We start from the raw sequence: 19,465 nt of genomic DNA, 5'->3' as shown, positions 1-19,465 counted from the left end.
CGTTACCCGTTGAAATACATTTTCAGACATTTGAATGAGCAGCCGCCCTTGCGGAGATACTTGCCGGCTATGATGCTGGCAGGTATTTGTTTTTTTCTGGCTGTCGCACAGGTACATGCACAACGGATCGAGCTCGGGGCAGGTATAGGAGGTTTCAACTACCGGGGAGATATCTCGCCTACTTTTAAGTTCCGCTTTTTCAAACCTGCCGGAAGCCTTTTCTTCCGCTTCAACCCGAACCAGGCGCTGTCGCTTCGCGCCGAAGTTGCCGGAGGACTCATTGGCGCCGATGACAAAAAAAGCGACGATCCGTTTCAACAGATCAGGAATATGTCCTTCCGCACCACGATAATCGAGGGCAGCGCCGTGGCAGAATACAACTTCCTTAATTTCCAGGATCGCCGGTTCGCCGTCAACTGGAGCCCGTACGTGTTCGGAGGGCTCGGTTTCAACAAGTTTAATCCCAATATCCAGACCGGCTCATACAAAACTTCCGGCCTGGTGCTGCCCTATGGTGTCGGAATCAAATACCAGATCCGTCGCCCGTGGAATATAGGACTGGAATACGGCACGCGGAAAACTTTCACGGATTACCTCGATAACCTCGGTGGCGATCCTACCTCCACCGACAAATTCCAGCAGGGCGATCCTTCTGTAAAAGATACCTATTTTTATGTGCGCCTTTCTGTTAGCTATACCTTCTATAAAATCTTCTGTCCTTGATTTATGAAAAGAGTTCTACTGATTGTCTTTGCCTTGATCATCGTCGCATTCGCAGGCTTTTGGGGAGTCAGGAAATATACCAAGTCATTCAGCCCAGAGGCAGTGGCGGAAACCAGTCTGAATGGAATAAAGATCAAAGTTTCCTACGGACAACCCAGTAAAAAAGGTCGCCTGATTTTCGGCAGGGAGCAGGATAAAGCATTGCTGCCTTATGGCAAAGTATGGCGTACCGGTGCCAACGAAGCGACATTGATTGAATTCGAAAAAGATATCTTAATGGGCGGAAAACCGATAAAGGCCGGCATTTATTCGCTTTTTTCAGTCCCCGGGCAAAGCACCTGGAAAATCATCCTGAACTCCGAAACCGGACAATGGGGAACCGATTACAACGATGGCAGGAATGTCATGAACGTGGAAGTCCCTATCCGGATTCGTCCATCGGTCCAAGAGGTATTCCAAATCTATTTTGAAGAAATCCCCAATGGTGCCAATATGGTCCTGAGCTGGGACCAGACGGAGGCACTTGTTCCCTTTACCCACCCTTAGTTCGATACGGCTCCGGCCAGTTTTTTATGTTTGTTGATGCTATTGAAAAAATAGATCAGTTTACCCGTCCGGTTCACTTTATCATCCGTTATTACGCAGGGAGCGACATTGTTCCGGGTACTGCCACATTGTTTTTTGTAAATGAAGACGGTTTCGCGGTCACGTGCAGGCATGTAGCACGGCAAATTCTGCATGCCAACAGCATTTATGAAAACTACTTGAAATTCAAGGGCGAACTGCGGAAATTCGAGAAAGATCCCGGCCTCGGCGCACAGCGCAGTTTGCTGGAAACGAAATACAAAATCGCGCCGGACAGCCCGATCCGCATACTTTTCAATTTTATCCATTGCGTATCGGCGTACAAAGGGCTCACCGTCCATCTGCACCCGACACAAGATCTGGCCATCATCCAATTCCGGAATTACGAATCGAAGCAATACCAGTCTCATGCCCAATTCCTGAAAGATTCCAGGATGGTGAAGCAGGGCCGCTATTTGTGCCGGCTGGGCTATCCGTTTCCCGAGTTCACCAATTACAGATACAATAAACACACGGGAGATATCGAATGGACAACTGAAGGAAAAATCAAGACTCCCAGTTTTCCAATCGACGGCATAATTACCCGCCATATCGGCGACAACAGTGAGGTTGTCGGCATAGAAATGAGCACACCGGGGCTGCGCGGCCAGAGTGGCGGACCGTTGTTTGACCAAAACGGCATTATTTATGGAATGCAGAGCTCCACACGCCACCTGCACCTCGGCTTCGACCAGGTCAACCGCGAGGTGACTATTGACGGGCACCGCAAGCGGGTATCCAATTACCCGTTCCTGAACGTCGGGCAATGCGTGCACGTGGACGTGATCAAACAGTTTTTAAAAGAAAAACACATCCGCTATTACGAAGCCGATCCAGCCTGACAGCTGCATCATTACAGGACAAGCATAAGCTCTTCCAGCCTTTTGATATTATAGGTAGGCGATTCATCGAATTCCAGACCCGCCGGATTGAGATACACCGTATCCATACCAACCTGTTTTGCCCCCAGAATATCCGCGATCCAGTTGTCGCCTACCATCAGGCTTTCGTTCGCCGTCGTTTGTGCGAGGTCCAATGCAAATTCGAAAATACGGCGATCGGGCTTTTTGGCGCTGGCTGTTTCGAAAGTGACTACGTGATTGAAAAAATGGCCGATTTCTGAACTGGCAATTTTTCTCGCCTGGATTTCATTGAATCCGTTTGTGATAATGTGCATTCCGTAGCCCGCCGCCGAAACGTAGTTCAACAAATCGAGCGCTCCTTCCAACAGATGCTTTTTGGTAGGCAGCGAACTAAGGTACAGCTCCCCGATTTCTGCATGCTCGGGCGGGCATTCCGCGCCGAGTTCCTCAAAAACCATTCTGAAACGATTCTCACGTATATAGCTATGGTGCAGCTGGCCCCGGTCAAATGCGTCCCACAATGCCGTATTAATTTTAAGAAAAGAGCATATAAATGCTTCCAGTGACGGGATCCCATAGCGGGTAAGCTGGTGATGATGAAAAATTTCTTCGAGGGATTCGGACGAATTTCTTTCAAAATCCCAAAGTGTGTGATCCAAATCGAAGAAGATATGCTTATATTTCATATCTGGTAAAAATTCAATTTTTATAAGAAAAGTGAAATTACAATGCCCGACCGAAAAATATAGGGTCCGGCATACGAAAATCGATCTAACTCGACACTAGCATCATAAATTATTTATTAAATACTATTATTTATTCTAATATGTCTACGACCTGGTGACAACGAACGTGATGCATCTAAAACATGCACAACTTGTTAACATCTGTTAACGGGAAATAATTTTTCTGCAAAAAGCAACTCAAACATTTGCAAATTATTTTCCAAATCCATTTCTTTGATTCGTATAATTCGAAATGCCGAAAAGTCACATCTAATTTTTCACCAAACCAGAAAGGAGAAACAATATCGACGAACTGCTCTACGTTAACTAAATCGAATAGTAAAATGGAGAAAGTCCAAGTTAGCGACAGTGAGTTGGTAACATTGTATATCCGGGGCAATGAGAAGGCTTTCGAGAAGCTTGTTCAACGCCATAAGTCGAGAATATACACCACTATTTATCTGATTGTCAAGGATCAATATGTAGCCGAAGATTTATTACAGGATACATTTATTAAAGCTGTTGACACAATTAAAGGTGGGAGATATAACGACGAAGGTAAGTTCCTACCATGGATTATACGAATCGCACACAACCTCGCCATTGATTATTTCAGACGCGATAAACGCTACCCCAATGTAGTGTTCGAAGATGGGAGCAGTGTTTTCAACACGCTGGATTTTTCGGAAGATTCCGTTGAGTCGATCCAGATTCGTCAGGAAACACATGAGCAGCTGCGGGAGATGATCCAGCGGTTGCCCGACGTGCAGAAGCAAGTTCTGATCATGCGCCACTATGAGGACATGAGTTTTCAGGAAATTGCAGACGCCACGGGTGTGAGTATTAATACGGCATTGGGTAGAATGCGTTACGCGTTGATAAACCTGCGTAAGCAATTTAACCAACGTGCCCCACAGTATGACAAAAACCTTTACTTACGATGACGTTGTAAGGTATTTATATGCCGAAACAACTGAGAATGAAAATGAACAGATTGTTGAGGCGCTCGCTCTTGACGATAACTTGATGAACTTTTATCTTGATTCTCTGGAAATCCAGAATCAGATGAACAGGATCACTCGGACTCCTTCCGAGAACGTGATTTCAGAAGTTTTCAGATATTCGCGACAATTCTCTTCTAAAAGATCTGCTGCACTCCTGTACTAGGACGAGTCGGCAGATTTTTTGTTTCCAGCTACCGGTGCGGTAGCTGGAAATTGTCATTATTTTTAAGATTCAGAACGGAACCCCGTTAGTCGGCTCCTGTTCTCAGTAGATTTCTGTGTTGGAGTCTCTTCCTTCATAGGACCATGACCGTATTATGCAAAAAAAAGAACGTTATAAACACTTCCTGGATTATTTTACCCAGAACTTCCCGGAGCCCGAAACCGAACTGCATTATTCCAATCCGTATGAGCTGTTAGTGGCGGTGGTGCTGTCTGCGCAATGTACCGACAAACGTGTGAACATGGTCACACCGAAGCTTTTCGAACGTTTCCCTGATCCGGAGTCGCTCGCCGCTTCGAATTCGGAGGAAGTATTCACTTATATCAGGTCCATTTCTTACCCCAACAACAAAGCCAAACACCTGGTAGGCCTGGCAAGGATGCTGGTCGAGCAGTTTCACTCGGAGGTCCCTTCCGCTGTAGAGGAACTGCAAAAGCTACCCGGTGTGGGCCGCAAAACGGCCAACGTGATTGCCTCGGTGATTTTCAGCATGCCGGCAATGGCGGTGGATACGCACGTTTTCAGGGTGTCGCGCCGGCTTGGGCTGGTACCGCTTACGGCAAAGACGCCACTGGCTGTCGAGAAGGAACTGGTGAGCCATATCCCTAAGCATTTGATTCACAAAGCGCATCACTGGTTGATTCTGCACGGGCGCTACGTGTGTACCGCGCGCAACCCGCAATGCTTTCAGTGCCCGCTATCGCCATTTTGCAAATACTTTGAGAAAAATGTCAAAATCGACGTTTTTCACTCATGATTACAACCAATTCCTACATACCAGGGTCTCCCTGAAAACTAAAACAATCCCATTAATTACTTAGAAAAGAAATGAAGCGTATCAATTTGGTATGGTGTGTACTACTGACGATGGCGATCGGGGTCTCATCTTGTATGAAAGATGTATCGAGCAGGGACGAAGAGAAAATCGCCGAAAATGAGGCAGCTATCCAAGCAGCATTGCAGGCCGACAGCCTGGGCTCAAAGGCGGTGAGGGACTCTACCGGACTTTATTATATTGTCAGAAAGTCTAATCCGGCTGGTCTGAAAGCGCAACCCGGCGATGCGGCAACGATCAAATACACCGGCTATTTGCTGAACGGAACAAAGGTGATTTCTTCTGTTGAAGATAACAAAACGGAATTTTCTTTCCCAGCTGGTGGAAATGTATACTGGGGCGGTATTGAAATCGGCATTTTCAAAATGAGGGTCGGCGAGAAAACTACGTTCTTTTTGCCCTATTACCTGGCTTCCGGCGCAGTTGACCGCGTTAATATTCCTGCATATTCCCCTATCCGACTGGAAGTTGAATTTATCAAAACCCGCACAGAACCTCAACAAATCGATGATTTCATTGCCAAAAAGGGTTACACAGTATCGGAAAGAAGTGCAGATAACCTGGTTATCGTAAGAGCCAATACCGTGACCGGCGATACGATCGGTGTAGGAAAATCCGTGAATGTCAAGTATGTAGGAAGACTTCTGGATGATACCAAGTTCGATGAACGCACGAGCAGCTTCATTACCGGTAGCCCCAACACCATCCCCGGATTTGACCGGGCTATCAGGAAGATGAGAAAGGGCGAAAAAGCAATTATTGTATTCCCTTCCTCACTTGCATATGGCAAAAATGGAAGCAACTCGATCCTTCCATATTCTCCGCTTCAGTTTGAGGTTGAGATTCAAAACTAAGTTTCGAAGCCATCGCAGGTGATCCGGGCTATAAGCTTCTTGTCGTCATCGCTAAGATTCGACCCGGACGGCAAGCAAAGCCCACGGTCAAACAACCTTTCCGAAACGCTACCTCCGAAACGGGGTAGCGTTTTGTATATTGCCTGACAATGCATCGGCTTCCACACCGACCGCGATTCGATGGCGTGTTCTGCAAGCACATTTTGAATGTAAAAAGGGCCTATCCCCCGGCCTTCAATGATCACTGTTGTCAACCAACGGTTTGATAGCATATCAGTAAAGCCATCCTGAAAGCTTATGCCAGACATTCCGCTCAGGGAAGTCTGGTAAAACTGAAAGTTGCCCCTCCGCCTTGCAACCCTTTCAGCTATAACTTCCAATTGCCCACGCCCAATCCCCGCGCATACATTGCTCATCCGATAGTTATAGCCAATTTCCGCATGCTCGTAATGCGTTACCGGCTCTCGTGCCTGCGTTGCCAGAAACCGGGCCTTTTCAATGTATTTGGCATTATCCGACAGCATTGCACCGCCGCCCGAAGTAGTAATGATTTTGTTTCCATTGAACGACAAAACCCCGATATCCCCAATAGTCCCCGCCTTTCGGCCCTGATATTCAGAACCCAGTGCCTCCGCCGCATCCTCAATCAGCGGGATTTCATATTTTCTGCACAAATACAAAATCTCATCGAGCATCGCCGGCATACCGTACAAATGCACGACGATCACCGCCTTCGGTTTTTTGCCAATACTTAAATAGTGCACAATCGCATCTTCCAGCGCATTAGGGCACATATTCCAGGTAATGGGCTCGCTGTCGATGAAAACCGGCGTCGCGCCCACGTACATGATCGGATTTGCGGTGGCCACGAATGTCAATGACTGGCAGAGAACGATATCGCCCTTGCCAACGCCCAAAGTAAGCAATGCAAGGTGTATGGCTGCTGTACCCGACGACAGGGCCAGTGCATATCTACTGCCGGTGTATTGGCATAACTCCACTTCAAATGCATCGATATTCGGCCCGACAGGCGCGATCCAGTTACTTTCGAATGCCTCCTGAATGTATTTCAGCTCACGCCCGCTCATATGCGGCGGCGACAAGTGTATTTTGTAATGCATAGTATGTCTATATTAATGAATAATCTTCGCGGGGTTACCCGCCACCTTCGTATAATCGGGGACATCCCACAGCACCACGGAGCCCGCACCGACCACACATTCCTTGCCCACCTTCACGCCCGGCAATACCACACTCCCCGCACCTATCAGCGTGCATTCGCTTACTTGCACGCCTCCGCACAAGATAGCTCCCGGACCTACGTGTGCAAAGTTGCCAACAACGCATTCATGATCGACGATAGCGGCGGTATTGACAATCACGTGATCTCCTATACAAGAATCGACTTGTATAACCGCTCGATGCACTACCACGAGTCCTTCTCCCAGGCGTACCGAGCGATCGATTGTTGCTGTGGGGTGAATGGCTGTTCCAAAAGAATGCACGATCTTCCCGGCTATCTGCCGCCGTGTAAAGTTGTTACCGATGGCAATAATCAGCTGTTCATTCCGCATCAGCAATGGGCTGTAAGTTGCCGGAACGCACGGACCAGACCATTCCACATCTTGCCAATGGTCGTCGAACACGCCAATAACCCGTTCCCCGCGTGCCGAAAGTATACTTGCCACCACCTTCGCCTGCCCGCCTGCACCGTAGATTAACATGCCGCATTACCTTTGAATGGTGTAACGTCGCCCACTGAACCGGCGGTTTCCTTTATTAGCAGAAATCCCGCGGCCGTCTCAAAGATAATCCTGATGTCGAGCGACAGTGAAAGGTTGTCCACATAGTGCACGTCAAATTCAAACTTCTCGTCCCAGGTCAGCCTGTTTTTACCGTTGATTTGCGCCAGGCCGGTCATACCAGGTTTCACTGTGTGCCGCAATCGCTGCTCCGCATTGTAAAGCGGCAAGTACTCCTGCAACAGAGGTCTTGGCCCCACAATGCTCATATCGCCCAAGAGCACGTTCCAGAACTGCGGTAACTCGTCGATCGACGCTTTTCGGAGCAATTTACCTAGCCCGGTAGCCGGTCTCCCATCGCCATGCATAGTCCTTAACTTCAGAATTGTGAATAACCGCGCATTCAGCCCCGGCCTGGCTTGCACAAAGAATGGGTTACCTCTAAAATGAACCCACAACACCGGCAGCAACACAACAAAAAACGGCAACGAGGTAATCAACCCCATTGCCGCCAGTAAAATGTCTAAGACTCTCTTTCCTTTTGAACGATACATAAGATCATACGTTAAACAGCTCCGGATATTTATCTGGGGCCGCTTCGCGCATGATTTCGTAAACAGTTTCAAAAATGTCGTCCATATTAGGCTTCGAGAAATAATCGCCGTCCGAGCCATAAGGCGGGCGGTGGTCTTTCGCTGTGATGGTTACCGGTGCCGAATCGAGCCAGCGATAAGCGTGCTGCCTTTCCAAAACCTGCTGCATCATAAAACCTGACGCACTTCCGGGCAAATCCTCATCCGCGAAAATCACCCGGTTCGTCTTTCTAATGGACTCCACTATCCGGTTGTCGACATCGAATGGCAGCAAAGTCTGCACGTCGATGACTTCAACTTCAATTCCTGAACTCTGCAATTGAGAAGCGGCCTCCATTACTATACGACACATCGAGCCATAGGTAACAATAGTGAGGTCATTTCCTTCTCTTAAAATTTCAGGCTGGCCTAGCGGAATATAATAATCGCCCACATTATCAGGCAAAATTTCTTTCTGACGATAAGAATTCAGCGGTTCCACAATCAATGCAGGGTCATCCCCTTTCATTAATGTATTGTAAAAACCTGCTGCCTGTGTAAAATTCCTCGGAACTATCACGTGCAAGCCACGCAAGCTGCTCAGCATCGTGCCCATTGGCGAACCAGAATGCCAGATGCCTTCCAGACGGTGTCCTCGTGTGCGGATAATCAGCGGGGCGCGCTGCCCGCCGGCTGTTCTGTATCGAAGTGAAGCAAGGTCGTCCGTAAGCGTCGCCAATGCATAGTAGATATAATCAAAATACTGGATTTCAACGATCGGCCTCAGGCCGCGCATGGCCATGCCTATTCCCTGGCCAATGATTGTCGTCTCACGGATACCGGTGTCGGTAATGCGGACTTCGCCGTACTTTTCCTGCAAACCGGCAAACCCCTGATTGACGTCTCCGATAAAGCCAATGTCCTCGCCCAATGCCACCACACGCGGGTCTTTTTTGAACAGCGCGTCGAAATAGGTCCGTATCACCTCTCGCCCGTCGACTGTCGGGCTATTGTCCGAGAATGTAGGGCTCACCGGCTCAACGAGCATGGGCGAGTAGGGCGTTTCGCTGTATAAATGTGTATTGAAACGTTCTTTATTGGCTTTGAGATTATCCTTCAAAAACAGCTGCAATGCATATTTCTCCGGGTTCTCTTCCTTTCCAATAACCCTCAAAACCTTACGCACGGTCGCGATCATGTCCCTGCGCACGGGCAGGTAGGTCTTTTGCAATTCGAGAATGGCATTGTTTACTTCCGCCGCAAAGCAGCTTGCGGCCGCAACCGCCTGCAAAAGCTGAATGGTATCACTAAATTCCGCATCCAACTCTTTTCGATACGCCTGCCACGCCGCGTTGCGCTCGTGCAGGGCCTTTTCTTTAGCTTCCCGCTCAATCTCTTCCAGTTCGTCGTCTGTCGCGTAGCCGTTCTTCAATATCCAGTCGCGGAAACGCACATTGCAATCGTGCTCACGCTCCCAGGCGAGCCGTTGTTTTGATTTATACCGCTCATGCGAGCCGGAAGTGGAATGCCCTTGTGGCTGAGTGAGTTCGGTAACGTGCACCAGCACCGGCACGTGTTGCTCTCTGCTGATTTTCGATGCCTTCTGATAAGCCTCTACCAACGCAGGATAATCCCATCCATTCACCGTCAGTATTTCGATACCTTCGCCGTCCTCATTCCGCTGCAAGCCAGCCAATGCCTTTGATATACTACCCTTAGTAGTCTGATATTCTACCGGAACCGATATTCCATAACCATCGTCCCACACCGAAACAACGAGCGGAATCTGCAAAACACCGGCTGCGTTCATCGCCTCCCAAAACATTCCCTGGGAAGTAGAAGCATCACCGATCGTCGAGAAAATCACCTCATTTCCATTACGGGAAAACGTGGTCATATCGTGCAGCTCTGCATTCTCGCGGTATAATTTGGAAGCGTATCCAAGACCTACCGAGCGTGGAATCTGCCCGGCCGTGGATGAAATATCGCAAACGGAATTGTGCAATTTGGTTTGATCCAGCCAGTCGCCATTCTCATCCACCCATCGTGTCGAGAAGTGGCCGTTCATGGAGCGTCCGCCGGTATTCGGCTCGTGTTCGAGATTGGCATGGGCGTACATTTGGGCAAAAAATTGCTGCCAGGTAAGATTCCCGACAGCCGCTTCGATGGTCTGGTCCCGATAATATCCCGAGCGAAAATCTCCCGGCTGAAAAACTTTGGAAAGTGCAATTTGTGCCACTTCCTTCCCATCTCCAAAAATCCCGAATTTAGAACGGCCGCCCATTGTATCCTTCCTCCCCAGCAAACTTACCTGACGACTCTCGCACGCGAGGCGGTAATCGTCGATAATCTCTTCCTTTGTCAAAACACTGGAACCGGTCAAACTATCATTTTGAAGCATAAGCAAAAATCACGGGTTTTAATCCGTAAGTTAAATTACGTTTTTTTGAATGCAAGCCAAAATTAGGCAGGAAAATAATAACCGCGGCACGGGAACGCCTACTTTTGGGGCATTGTTAATATTGGTTAATGATTATTATATTTAGCTTTTTAAGCGTTAATCTTGTTTAACAGTAAGTTTTCCACCACTTAAAGTATAGTTACAACTATGAAAGTATTCTTTTCAGCGCTGGTTTTAATCCTCGGGCTGACCACCGTAAGTTTTGCACAGAAAGGTGTTTTGAAATTCAAAGAAGAGACACACAAATTCGGTAAAGTACCACAAGGCACTCCTGTTACGCATGAGTTTGTATTCACCAACACAGGTACCGATCCCGTGATCCTTTCTAACGTAACTGTTTCATGCGGATGTACTACACCCGTATGGTCGAAAGATCCTGTACTTCCAGGTAAAACCGGTTCGGTAAAAGCTACTTTTAACGCTGCTGCGGCAGGTCCTTTCAACAAGCCTGTAACCGTTTTCAGCAACACAGAAGGTGGTTCCATTACCCTTTACCTGAACGGCGAAGTGGTTCCGAAGGCAGCTAAGCCCGCGTCCAAATAAGCACTATCCGCAAGCATTGCAGTGGCCGTTCCGATGGGACGGCCATTTTTATTTCCACACCAATGACAGATTAATAAGCCGCTCTATCGTAGAACGACCGGCGGCGGGTCACTTTCAGATCTTGCAGAATAGCCGACTTCACTTTCAGGGTGAAGGTATAGTTGCTTGCACGGGCTGCGCTTCCTGCAAATGGCGTCCAGTTGAAGCTCATATCCCAGCAATGCAGATCACGCATAAGACCTATCTGCGTGATAGTTGGCTCGAACGCCACGAAGTCAAAACCGGTGCTAAGGGTTACTTTCAGGTTTTTGGATAGGCTCAGATCGCCCGTAGCCTGGATCGCCTGGATGATTGTCGCCTTCGACAAGCCTGGCTTGGTAAGCCCGAAGTTATAGTTCAGCGAGACATTCCAGGGGATATTGAAATCTACATATAAATCGGGGTTTTGCGCAATAAACTCCTTTGCCTCCTCCTTGGCCGCAGCATTAGGATCGTTTGGATTGGCGGTGTTCTGCGGGTTTTTGGTGTTCGTGTTGGAAGAGCTGCTTTTAGGTGAGAAACTGGTTCCCAATGTAAACCCGAGGCTTTGCAAGTTCGCCAGGCCTTGACCGGAAGTAACTGCGTACTTATTAACCTTCGTCCCGATCTGATTACCCACAATATTAGGGTTCGCCACATAGGTGTACGGGTCCAGGTTCATATTGAAGTTCAAGTTCAGGTTCCGTCCGATCCGCGCGTTGGCATTGACGGTAATGTTCGATAAATTCAATGAGTCGGCCAACAGGTTATAGCTACCTCCCAAACTCAGGTTATCCAGCAGCGAAACCTTCTCGAACTGCTGTGCTGCCGTATCACTCTTCGTTTTAAGCTTCATCTCAAACGAGTTATTCAAACTGAATGAAATGACGCTGGACGCACGCCCGTTACCTACACCTGAACCAACGCCGCGGAACTTGGACAAGGAAAGGTCCCGTACATTACCTTTCCTATCTTCTACCTGAATCCTTTCGTAGAACCCGAACGATTCCCCGGTAAAATCAGGTGTGTACGTAAATGATACCGACGGAATTACCGTATGGCGAATGGCTTCCAGGCGCTTCCCGCCAAAGAAGAACGTCCCGTAAAAACGCGTGTTCATTCCCGCTCCAAAGTTGTAGGAATACTCGGTACCGACCTTTCTCAATGTATCAATGCGGATCGAATCGCGGCCGGTTTTAGTGTACTTATACTGTTTAGTGAAAATTTCCCCCGATAGCGACATACTCGGCGTGATATTCACAAAACGCAATACCTTGAAGTTTGGCAGCGAGATCGGGAGACTGTACCGGCCTGTAAACTGGGCATCTTTGAGCATATCCGGCAAGTTGTCCAGGTTGAATGCGACAATTTTTGTTTTATTGAGACGGGTCGTGTCGATCTTCGCATCGGTTACTACAAAACCCAGGCTGCTGTAAGAGGTGTCGATGGCCGTCAGTGCATTGGCTAAGGCATAGTTTCCGTTAAAGTCCAGGCCTAAACGAAAACTTTCATACCAGCGTCCGCGCCCCCCTTTTAATGCGAATGGGGCGATCTGGTTCACCCCGAAACTGAAATCGGTAGAAACGTTGGTCTTGCCGCCTGTGCGTCGTCCGTTTTTCGTCGGATCGACCTGCCCAAAGTTCTGGTTCACACGTAACGAACCCGCCGCACGCATATACTGGCCAAAGGTGCGGTTGTATTGCACCGAGGAACTGGCCACGTTGGATGTATACTTATTTATATTGGCCTCTTGCTGCTGGTTATACGTATTACTGCTTACATTCACATTCGCAGAAAACTGTGAGTTCCCGCGAGGTTTTGGCGCATGTGACCATACAATACTGAAATCGTTTGTGACCCCGAGACCAAAAGACCTCTGGACCTCATCACTGGACTTGTTTCTGTTGTAACGCAGCGAAAGATTACCCGAATACTGGTAACGCTTGATATAGCTCGATGTAAGCCCGAGTCCCCAGCTGGTATTGGAGTAAATCTGGCCTGTAACAATCGCATTGACATATTCGCTGATCGCGAAGTAGTAACCGCCGTCGCGCAGGTAAAAACCGCGACCATTCGGTTCCTCCCCGTAGGTCGGAATGATTACCCCACTCGTTCCGTTCTCTTTCTTCTTCGGGAATGGAAAAAAGCCGAACGGCAAGCCTATCGGCAATGGTACATCGCTGATGACGAGGTTGAATGGCCCCGAAATGACCTGCTTCTTGTTCACCATCTTGATCTTGGGCGCATTGATGAAGTAGTGCGGGTGGGTGAGATTACAAGTAGTATAGATCGAATGCCTGATGTAAAAGTTGCCCTCCGTATCCTTTTTCACCTTCTCGCCCCGGATGTTTCCATCACCTTCCTGGGTTACAATTCCCTGGATCAGTGCCTTTTTGGATTTGAAATTGTAGCGTATCTCTTTGGTATTATACGTCTCCGGTCCATCCTGAAAGATCGGCTCGCCGGCCATTTTTTTTGCCGTAGAATCATAAGTCCCGATCGCGTAAACTTCGTTGGTAATCCAGTTAAGGCGGATGTAATTCGCTTTAAGATTAATGGTCCCGTAATTCACTTCCGCGTTTCCATACAAATGCACCTGCTTCAAAACAGCGTCCATGATCGTGGAATCTTCGGCTGTATATTCCACGGTGTTTTCGAGATCGTCGGGGTTTTTGAGGGTGTCCGCGGCCGTCGAATCGGTTGCTAACCCTTTGCCCGTCAAGGTACTATCGACCCCAACACCTCCTCTTGGGATGGACGCACCGGATTGACCGGCGCGGGACGTGTCCGCACCTGCTTGCTTTTGCACTGTAAGAAGGGAATCCGCTGATTGCTTTGCAGAAGCCGAACTTTTAAGCTTACCCTGATTTTTCCCGGAACCCTTGGAGCGTTGCTGCACACATGCCACAGTGCTGAACAGGAGAAACGCCGCAACTACCGACGATATAATAATCGCCTTTCTTTTCAGTTCTAACAATTAGCGTATTTTTGCATAACGAATTTCAAAATTAGCAGAGAAACCCCTTTCGCGTAAGGCCCCAACTAAAAAATAATGTTAAAACTTCTTAAATTAGTAATTGTAGCAAGTTTTCTGCTGGCGAGCGTCGCCTTTGTTTTTCAGCAAGAACCGGTTACTACGAAGTCGGGAAGCAAGGTTAATACAGTTGTAATCGACGCCGGGCACGGCGGCAAAGACCCCGGCACCAGGGGCAAATACACCAAGGAAAAAGATGTAGCATTGGCCGTAGCATTGGAGCTCGGCAAGAAGATCAAGGAAGAAACGCCGGACGTCAAAGTGCTCTACACACGCTCTACCGACGTATTCATCGAACTCGGCGAGCGTTCCGCATTCGCCAACCGCAACAATGCCGACCTTTTCATTTCCATCCATTGCAATGCCACACCCCGTTCCAGATCTGTGAGAGGTACTGAAACGTTCGTCATGGGTTTGCACAAAACCGAAGGTAACCTCGAAGTAGCGAAACGCGAGAACTCGGTAATCTTGCAGGAAACCAATTATAAGCAAAAATATAAAGGCTTCGACCCCGATTCGCCGCTCGCGCACATCATGCTCGCGAATTACCAGAGCGCATTCATTTCCAGCAGCTTGAAACTGGCTGATTTGATCGAAAAGAAATTCCAGTCGATCTCCGAGCGTGACAGCCGTGGGGTGAAACAGGCGGGTTTCCTCGTGCTTTGGCGTTGTGCCATGCCCAGCGTGCTGATCGAAACCGGCTTTCTCTCCTCCCCCGATGAAGAAGAATACCTGAGCTCAGAAGAAGGCCAGGAAGAAGTTGCCAAATGCATTCATTCGGCATTTATGGCGTACAAAAAAGATATGGACCGGTAGCTCAACGGTCACATATTGCTTTGATTTGTCAAAACAATTTTTGATACTTTGGTGTTAATACCGCTTAACCTGCCGCTGCTGTAAGCAGGACAAACCAATAGTCCATGAAAATATCAAGAGAAGCAAAAGTCGGAATTATGGCACTCTTCGCCATTATCATGCTGTATTTCGGCTTTCACATCCTCAAAGGCTCCGACGTTTTTTCCAGAACATATAAATACCACGTCGTTTACGACAATATCGATGGACTCACCGCATCCAATCCCGTTCTGCTCAATGGTTTGAATGTAGGTCGTGTGCAGGAGATCAAGTTGCTCCAAAACCGCGGGAACCAGCTGTTGGTGACGATCGACGTGCAAAAGGGCATTGTTGTACCCCAGGGAACCGGTGCGGTGCTGGCCGACGGGGGCCTTCTCGGCGGCAAGGTAATTCACCTCGCTATGGGTACCGGCGCCCCGATGAAAAACGGCGACACGCTTATTGCTAAAAAGGAATCGGGCATTTCCGCTGTTTTACAGGAAAAAGCATTGCCCCTCGTTTCCCACGCCGACTCACTCATCAAAAACCTCGATCTCGTTGTAGGCGGTTTCCAGGAAACAGGTTTGATCCTCAATCAGGTTTTGAAAAACTATAACCAGACAGGAACCAGCCTGCAAGGTCTTTTGGCCGAAAACCGGGCAAACCTGTTGGCTATGACCTCGAACCTGAACAAGCTCACGACATCGCTCGTCGAGACGGAAAAAGAATTGAAGCCATTGCTCGCCAAAACCGGCACGCTAGCCGATTCGCTGAATGCATTGCGATTGGGTGAAACCGTAACAAGTGCCCGTAAGACCATTGAAGAACTGCATACCCTGCTCGCGAGCGTTGAATCGGGCAAAGGAACGGCTGGTAAGCTCGTGAAGGATGAAACATTGTATAACAACCTGAATCGCACGATGATCAGCATGAACAAGCTGCTCACCAACTTCCGCGAGCATCCGAAACGGTATATCAATGTTTCGGTGTTTGGTAAAAAAGACAAAGGGCCGGCCGAATCGCCGCTGGACACTGCCACGACCATTAAATAGGGTTCCTCATTTTTAAATAAATATGAAAGTCGTTTGCTTACCGGTGAACGACTTTTTACATTTGAAATAAGCCCATTTCCATTACTCACACCATTCTTCATCATCATGACCAGCCAGGAAAGCCTACCACACCTCATCGAAATCCTGAACCAGAAATACGAGCAGGTAAAGCTCGGCGGAGGTAAGAAGAAAATTGAAGCACAGCATCAGAAAGGTAAACTAACGGCCAGGGAAAGGATCGACTATCTGATCGACGAAGGCTCTGATTTCCTCGAAATAGGCGCATTCGTCGGCGATGGCATGTATGAGGAAGAAGGTGGCTGCCCGGCGGGCGGCGTGGTGGTGGGCATTGGCTATGTTTCGGGCAGGCAATGTATGGTCATCGCCAACGACGCCACGGTAAAAGCCGGTGCGTGGTTTCCGATCGCTGCGAAAAAGAACCTGCGTGCGCAGGAAATCGCCATGGAGAACCGACTGCCGGTCATTTACCTCGTCGATAGCGCGGGCGTGTACCTGCCCATGCAAGCGGAGGTGTTCGCGGACAAGGAGCATTTCGGCCGCATTTTCAGGAACAATGCGCAAATGTCGGCCATGGGCATTGTGCAGATTTCGGCCATCATGGGTGCCTGTGTCGCAGGCGGGGCTTATTTGCCGATCATGTCCGACGAGGCTTTCATCGTAGAAGGTACCGGTTCGGTGTTTCTGGCAGGACCCTATCTGGTAAAATCATCTATCGGCGAAGATATCGATGCGGAGTCGCTAGGAGGCGCAGCCATGCATTGCGAGATCTCCGGCGTAACCGACAACAAGTTCCCCGACGACAAATCATGCCTGGATGCTATTAAAAGGCATATTGATAAAATAGGCAAGCCATTATCCGCCGGTTTCGACCGCAAAAACGCGGAAGCGCCGTCACGCAAACCTGAGGAAATTTATAACCTGCTCCCCACCGACCGCCTGAAACCTTACGACGTGCTGCCCATTCTGGAATGCATGGTGGATAACTCGGAGCTCGATGAGTATAAACCCGATTACGGCAAGACCCTCATATGCGCCTACGCGCGCGTGGACGGGTGGGCGGTAGGTATCGTCGCAAACCAACGCAAAATGGTACGCTCCGGCAAAGGCGAAATGCAAATGGGCGGGGTGATCTACGCCGAAGCAGCTGACAAAGCAGCGCGTTTTATCATGAATTGCAACCAGAAAAAGATCCCGCTTGTTTTCTTCCACGATGTCACCGGTTTTATGGTCGGCAGCCGGGCGGAGCAAGGGGGGATTATTAAAGATGGCGCTAAAATGGTGAATGCGGTCGCGAACTCGGTGGTACCGAAGTTTACATTCATTATCGGGAACTCCTATGGTGCCGGTAACTATGCCATGTGCGGCAAAGCCTACGATCCTCGGCTGATATTTGCCTGGCCGACGGCCCAAATGGCCGTTATGAGCGGCGCTACCGCGGCACGGACTTTGCTGCAAGTACAAACAGCCACCTTGAAAGCCAAAGGCGAAACCATCACACCCGAGGCGGAGAAGGAATTGTTAAATCAGATTACCGACCGTTACAACCAGGAACTATCCCCGTACTACGCCGCCGCGCGCCTTTGGGTCGACGGCATTATCGATCCGGTCGAGACGCGGCGCATTATCTCGGCGGGCATTACCGCCGCCGACCAGGCACCCATTGAGAGGCCATTCAATGTAGGCGTCATACAGGTTTAATTTTGCATACTATCCAAACCAATCATTATGTCTGAAAAAATAGCGTTTCTCGGGCTCGGGAACCTCGGTACTCCTATCGCTGAAAGCCTGCTTGCAGCAGGTTATGAACTGGTCGTCTGGAACAGAACGGCCTCCAAAGCAGAACCGCTGACCAAACTTGGCGCGACAGTAGTTGAGGAAGCAATCGACGCCATTACACCCGGAGGGTTGGTATTTTCGGTATTAGCCGACGATGCGGCTGTGGAGGAACTGTTTTCCATGGAACTCGTCGAAAAGCTCGGAAAAGACGGTGTACACATCTCGATGAGCACTATTTCACCAGAAACCTCGCGCCAACTCGCGCAGGTACACGAGTGGTACGGCGCGCATTACGTGGGCGCGCCTATATTTGCCCGTCCGGAAGCCGTGCGTGCGAAGGTGGGGAACATCTGTCTTTCGGGTAATGCGGCCGCCAAGGAGCGCATTAAGCCGATTGTGCAGAGCTTTGTAAAAGGTGTTTTCGACTTTGGTGATGATCCCGGAGCGGCGAATGTGATCAAACTAGCGGGCAACTTCATGATCGCGTGCAGCCTAGAAATGATGGGCGAAGCATTCACTATGGCCGAAAAGAATGGCATTTCAAGACAAGCCATTTACGAAATGCTGACATCGACCTTGTTCGCGGCGCCTATTTTCCAGAATTACGGCAAGCTCGTCGCGAGTAATACTTATGAGCCGGTCGCATTCCGCTTTCCACTCGGTTTGAAGGACATTAACCTGACACTGCAAACGGCCTCGGACGTAAATGCACCGATGCCTTTCGCAGACATTATCAAAAACCGCTTCATTTCCGGCCTTGCCAAAGGCCGTGAAAACCTCGACTGGGGTGCATTGGCACTGGGCGCGTCCGACGACGCCGGACTTACAAAGCAGGGAGATTAATTTTACGCCAACGAAACGGCTCAGAATCATCCATATCGGACAATTTTGAGCCGTTTCGTTAGTGATATGATCGTGCCAACCTCCGGGTCGGCACCACCTATGTCGCCGATCTCTGATCGGCCATGCCATGTCGTTATCGTCCTACCTGCTCGCTGTAACGCCGCGGGTCGTAACCTTTGGCAAACAGCGGATATTGGTCAAAAATGCGCCTTACAACGCTTCGGTAATGGTTATTGGAACCTTCCGTCCCTTTGAATATGCCCGAAGCATAACCCCTCCACACCACCTGGTCGCTCTCCGCATCAATAAGTGAAACGATCAATGTACCTTTGTCCAGTGCGTATTTGATCGGTTCGTAGCGGAATCCCTCGTTCTCCGTATCCACCCAGTTCTTAATCACCGGCTGCATATAGCCCTGGTAACGCAGGTTATCGTAGAAAATACCATAATTCACCAGCAGCGTGGGCTTTTCGGCAGTGAGCTTGTAGCCCCTTACCTGCATCTGACGACGGATCGCCTCATAAATTTCGGTGCAAAGATTATTGGTATCCCTCTCACATTCCAGAAACGTATAAGAAGAGTAATCTTTAAAATTGGTTTCGTAGCTGTAATCATGCTCCACAAACACTTTCCGGCCACTGGAACACCCTGCAATCACGACTACGAGCAGTAAAGCGGCATAAATAGAAATAGACCTCAGCATAAGCATTTAAATTTG

General features: G+C 49.0%; 18 protein-coding genes. 11 read left to right on the top strand and 7 right to left on the bottom strand.

The features are described 5' to 3' along the window. Positions 1-9 precede the first annotated feature (9 nt). The 3 genes from ACQ4MZ_RS30715 to ACQ4MZ_RS30705 are packed head-to-tail and all read left to right on the top strand — an operon-like array spanning position 10 to position 2,189. A complete protein-coding gene (locus ACQ4MZ_RS30715; protein WP_430851770.1) occupies positions 10-723 on the top strand; it encodes a DUF6089 family protein in 714 nt (237 codons plus the stop codon). A gap of 3 nt (positions 724-726) precedes the next feature. Further along, entirely contained in the window at positions 727-1,269 is a 543-nt protein-coding gene (locus ACQ4MZ_RS30710) for a DUF2911 domain-containing protein (RefSeq protein ID WP_430851768.1), read from the top strand. 26 nt (positions 1,270-1,295) lie between these two features. Continuing rightward, positions 1,296-2,189 carry a S1 family peptidase gene (locus ACQ4MZ_RS30705; protein WP_430851766.1) on the top strand — a complete coding sequence of 298 codons (894 nt, stop codon included), beginning with the start codon at positions 1,296-1,298 and terminating at the stop codon, positions 2,187-2,189. Positions 2,190-2,200: 11 nt separating this feature from the next. Here the strand turns inward: ACQ4MZ_RS30705 and ACQ4MZ_RS30700 are convergent, their stop codons facing one another. Continuing rightward, complete coding sequence (locus tag ACQ4MZ_RS30700) at positions 2,201-2,896, bottom strand: YjjG family noncanonical pyrimidine nucleotidase (protein WP_430851764.1); 696 nt, start codon at positions 2,894-2,896, stop codon at positions 2,201-2,203. 383 nt (positions 2,897-3,279) lie between these two features. Here ACQ4MZ_RS30700 and ACQ4MZ_RS30695 point away from each other — a divergent pair, with 383 nt between their 5' ends. The 3 genes from ACQ4MZ_RS30695 (at position 3,280) to ACQ4MZ_RS30685 (ending at position 5,851) form a co-directional block, all read left to right on the top strand. Beyond that, positions 3,280-3,879 carry an RNA polymerase sigma factor gene (locus ACQ4MZ_RS30695; protein WP_015813074.1) on the top strand — a complete coding sequence of 200 codons (600 nt, stop codon included), beginning with the start codon at positions 3,280-3,282 and terminating at the stop codon, positions 3,877-3,879. A 377-nt stretch (positions 3,880-4,256) separates the two neighbouring features. Further along, positions 4,257-4,919 carry an endonuclease III gene (gene nth / locus ACQ4MZ_RS30690; RefSeq protein ID WP_430851762.1) on the top strand — a complete coding sequence of 221 codons (663 nt, stop codon included), beginning with the start codon at positions 4,257-4,259 and terminating at the stop codon, positions 4,917-4,919. Positions 4,920-4,990: 71 nt separating this feature from the next. Further along, positions 4,991-5,851 (top strand): FKBP-type peptidyl-prolyl cis-trans isomerase, encoded by an 861-nt coding sequence (locus tag ACQ4MZ_RS30685; protein ID WP_430851760.1) that lies wholly within the window; start codon positions 4,991-4,993, stop codon positions 5,849-5,851. On the opposite strand, the gene ACQ4MZ_RS30680 is transcribed toward ACQ4MZ_RS30685, so the two are convergent. The 4 genes from ACQ4MZ_RS30680 to ACQ4MZ_RS30665 are packed head-to-tail and all read right to left on the bottom strand — an operon-like array spanning position 5,848 to position 10,566. Then, positions 5,848-6,972, bottom strand: coding sequence for a DegT/DnrJ/EryC1/StrS family aminotransferase (locus tag ACQ4MZ_RS30680; RefSeq protein ID WP_430851758.1), 1,125 nt, complete (start codon positions 6,970-6,972; stop codon positions 5,848-5,850). The two genes, ACQ4MZ_RS30685 and ACQ4MZ_RS30680, sit on opposite strands and share 4 nt — an antisense overlap. A gap of 12 nt (positions 6,973-6,984) precedes the next feature. After that, positions 6,985-7,575 carry an acetyltransferase gene (locus tag ACQ4MZ_RS30675; RefSeq protein WP_430851756.1) on the bottom strand — a complete coding sequence of 197 codons (591 nt, stop codon included), beginning with the start codon at positions 7,573-7,575 and terminating at the stop codon, positions 6,985-6,987. After that, complete coding sequence (locus ACQ4MZ_RS30670; RefSeq protein WP_430851754.1) at positions 7,569-8,147, bottom strand: sugar transferase; 579 nt, start codon at positions 8,145-8,147, stop codon at positions 7,569-7,571. Before ACQ4MZ_RS30670 ends, ACQ4MZ_RS30675 begins: the two co-directional genes overlap by 7 nt. A gap of 4 nt (positions 8,148-8,151) precedes the next feature. Continuing rightward, complete coding sequence (locus ACQ4MZ_RS30665) at positions 8,152-10,566, bottom strand: alpha-ketoacid dehydrogenase subunit alpha/beta (RefSeq protein WP_430851752.1); 2,415 nt, start codon at positions 10,564-10,566, stop codon at positions 8,152-8,154. A 207-nt stretch (positions 10,567-10,773) separates the two neighbouring features. Between ACQ4MZ_RS30665 and ACQ4MZ_RS30660 the strand changes: the two genes are divergently transcribed. After that, entirely contained in the window at positions 10,774-11,169 is a 396-nt protein-coding gene (locus ACQ4MZ_RS30660; protein WP_430851750.1) for a DUF1573 domain-containing protein, read from the top strand. Between the two features lie 70 nt (positions 11,170-11,239). Here the strand turns inward: ACQ4MZ_RS30660 and ACQ4MZ_RS30655 are convergent, their stop codons facing one another. Next, a complete protein-coding gene (locus ACQ4MZ_RS30655) occupies positions 11,240-14,164 on the bottom strand; it encodes a putative LPS assembly protein LptD (protein WP_430851748.1) in 2,925 nt (974 codons plus the stop codon). Positions 14,165-14,239: 75 nt separating this feature from the next. On the opposite strand from ACQ4MZ_RS30655, the gene ACQ4MZ_RS30650 reads away from it, so the two are divergent. The 4 genes from ACQ4MZ_RS30650 (at position 14,240) to ACQ4MZ_RS30635 (ending at position 18,747) form a co-directional block, all read left to right on the top strand. Next, positions 14,240-15,037, top strand: coding sequence for an N-acetylmuramoyl-L-alanine amidase family protein (locus tag ACQ4MZ_RS30650; protein ID WP_430851746.1), 798 nt, complete (start codon positions 14,240-14,242; stop codon positions 15,035-15,037). Positions 15,038-15,141: 104 nt separating this feature from the next. Continuing rightward, positions 15,142-16,107 (top strand): MlaD family protein, encoded by a 966-nt coding sequence (locus ACQ4MZ_RS30645; RefSeq protein WP_430851744.1) that lies wholly within the window; start codon positions 15,142-15,144, stop codon positions 16,105-16,107. 105 nt (positions 16,108-16,212) lie between these two features. Next, positions 16,213-17,826: an acyl-CoA carboxylase subunit beta gene (locus tag ACQ4MZ_RS30640; protein WP_430851742.1), complete on the top strand. Its 1,614-nt coding sequence runs from the start codon at positions 16,213-16,215 to the stop codon at positions 17,824-17,826. A 27-nt stretch (positions 17,827-17,853) separates the two neighbouring features. Continuing rightward, the gene (locus tag ACQ4MZ_RS30635) at positions 17,854-18,747 is read left to right on the top strand and encodes an NAD(P)-dependent oxidoreductase (protein WP_430851740.1); all 894 of its coding nucleotides are present in this window, start codon (positions 17,854-17,856) and stop codon (positions 18,745-18,747) included. A gap of 133 nt (positions 18,748-18,880) precedes the next feature. Here ACQ4MZ_RS30635 and ACQ4MZ_RS30630 read toward each other — a convergent pair whose 3' ends face one another. Continuing rightward, the gene (locus tag ACQ4MZ_RS30630; protein WP_106595747.1) at positions 18,881-19,456 is read right to left on the bottom strand and encodes a DUF4136 domain-containing protein; all 576 of its coding nucleotides are present in this window, start codon (positions 19,454-19,456) and stop codon (positions 18,881-18,883) included. Positions 19,457-19,465 lie beyond the last annotated feature (9 nt).

This window comes from Dyadobacter sp. BHUBP1 (assembly GCF_050587785.1).
In the GTDB taxonomy this organism is placed as follows: Bacteria; Bacteroidota; Bacteroidia; order Cytophagales; family Spirosomataceae; genus Dyadobacter.
The sequence above is the reverse complement of the archived record's forward strand: the minus strand, read 5'-3'. Positions and strand labels throughout refer to the sequence as shown.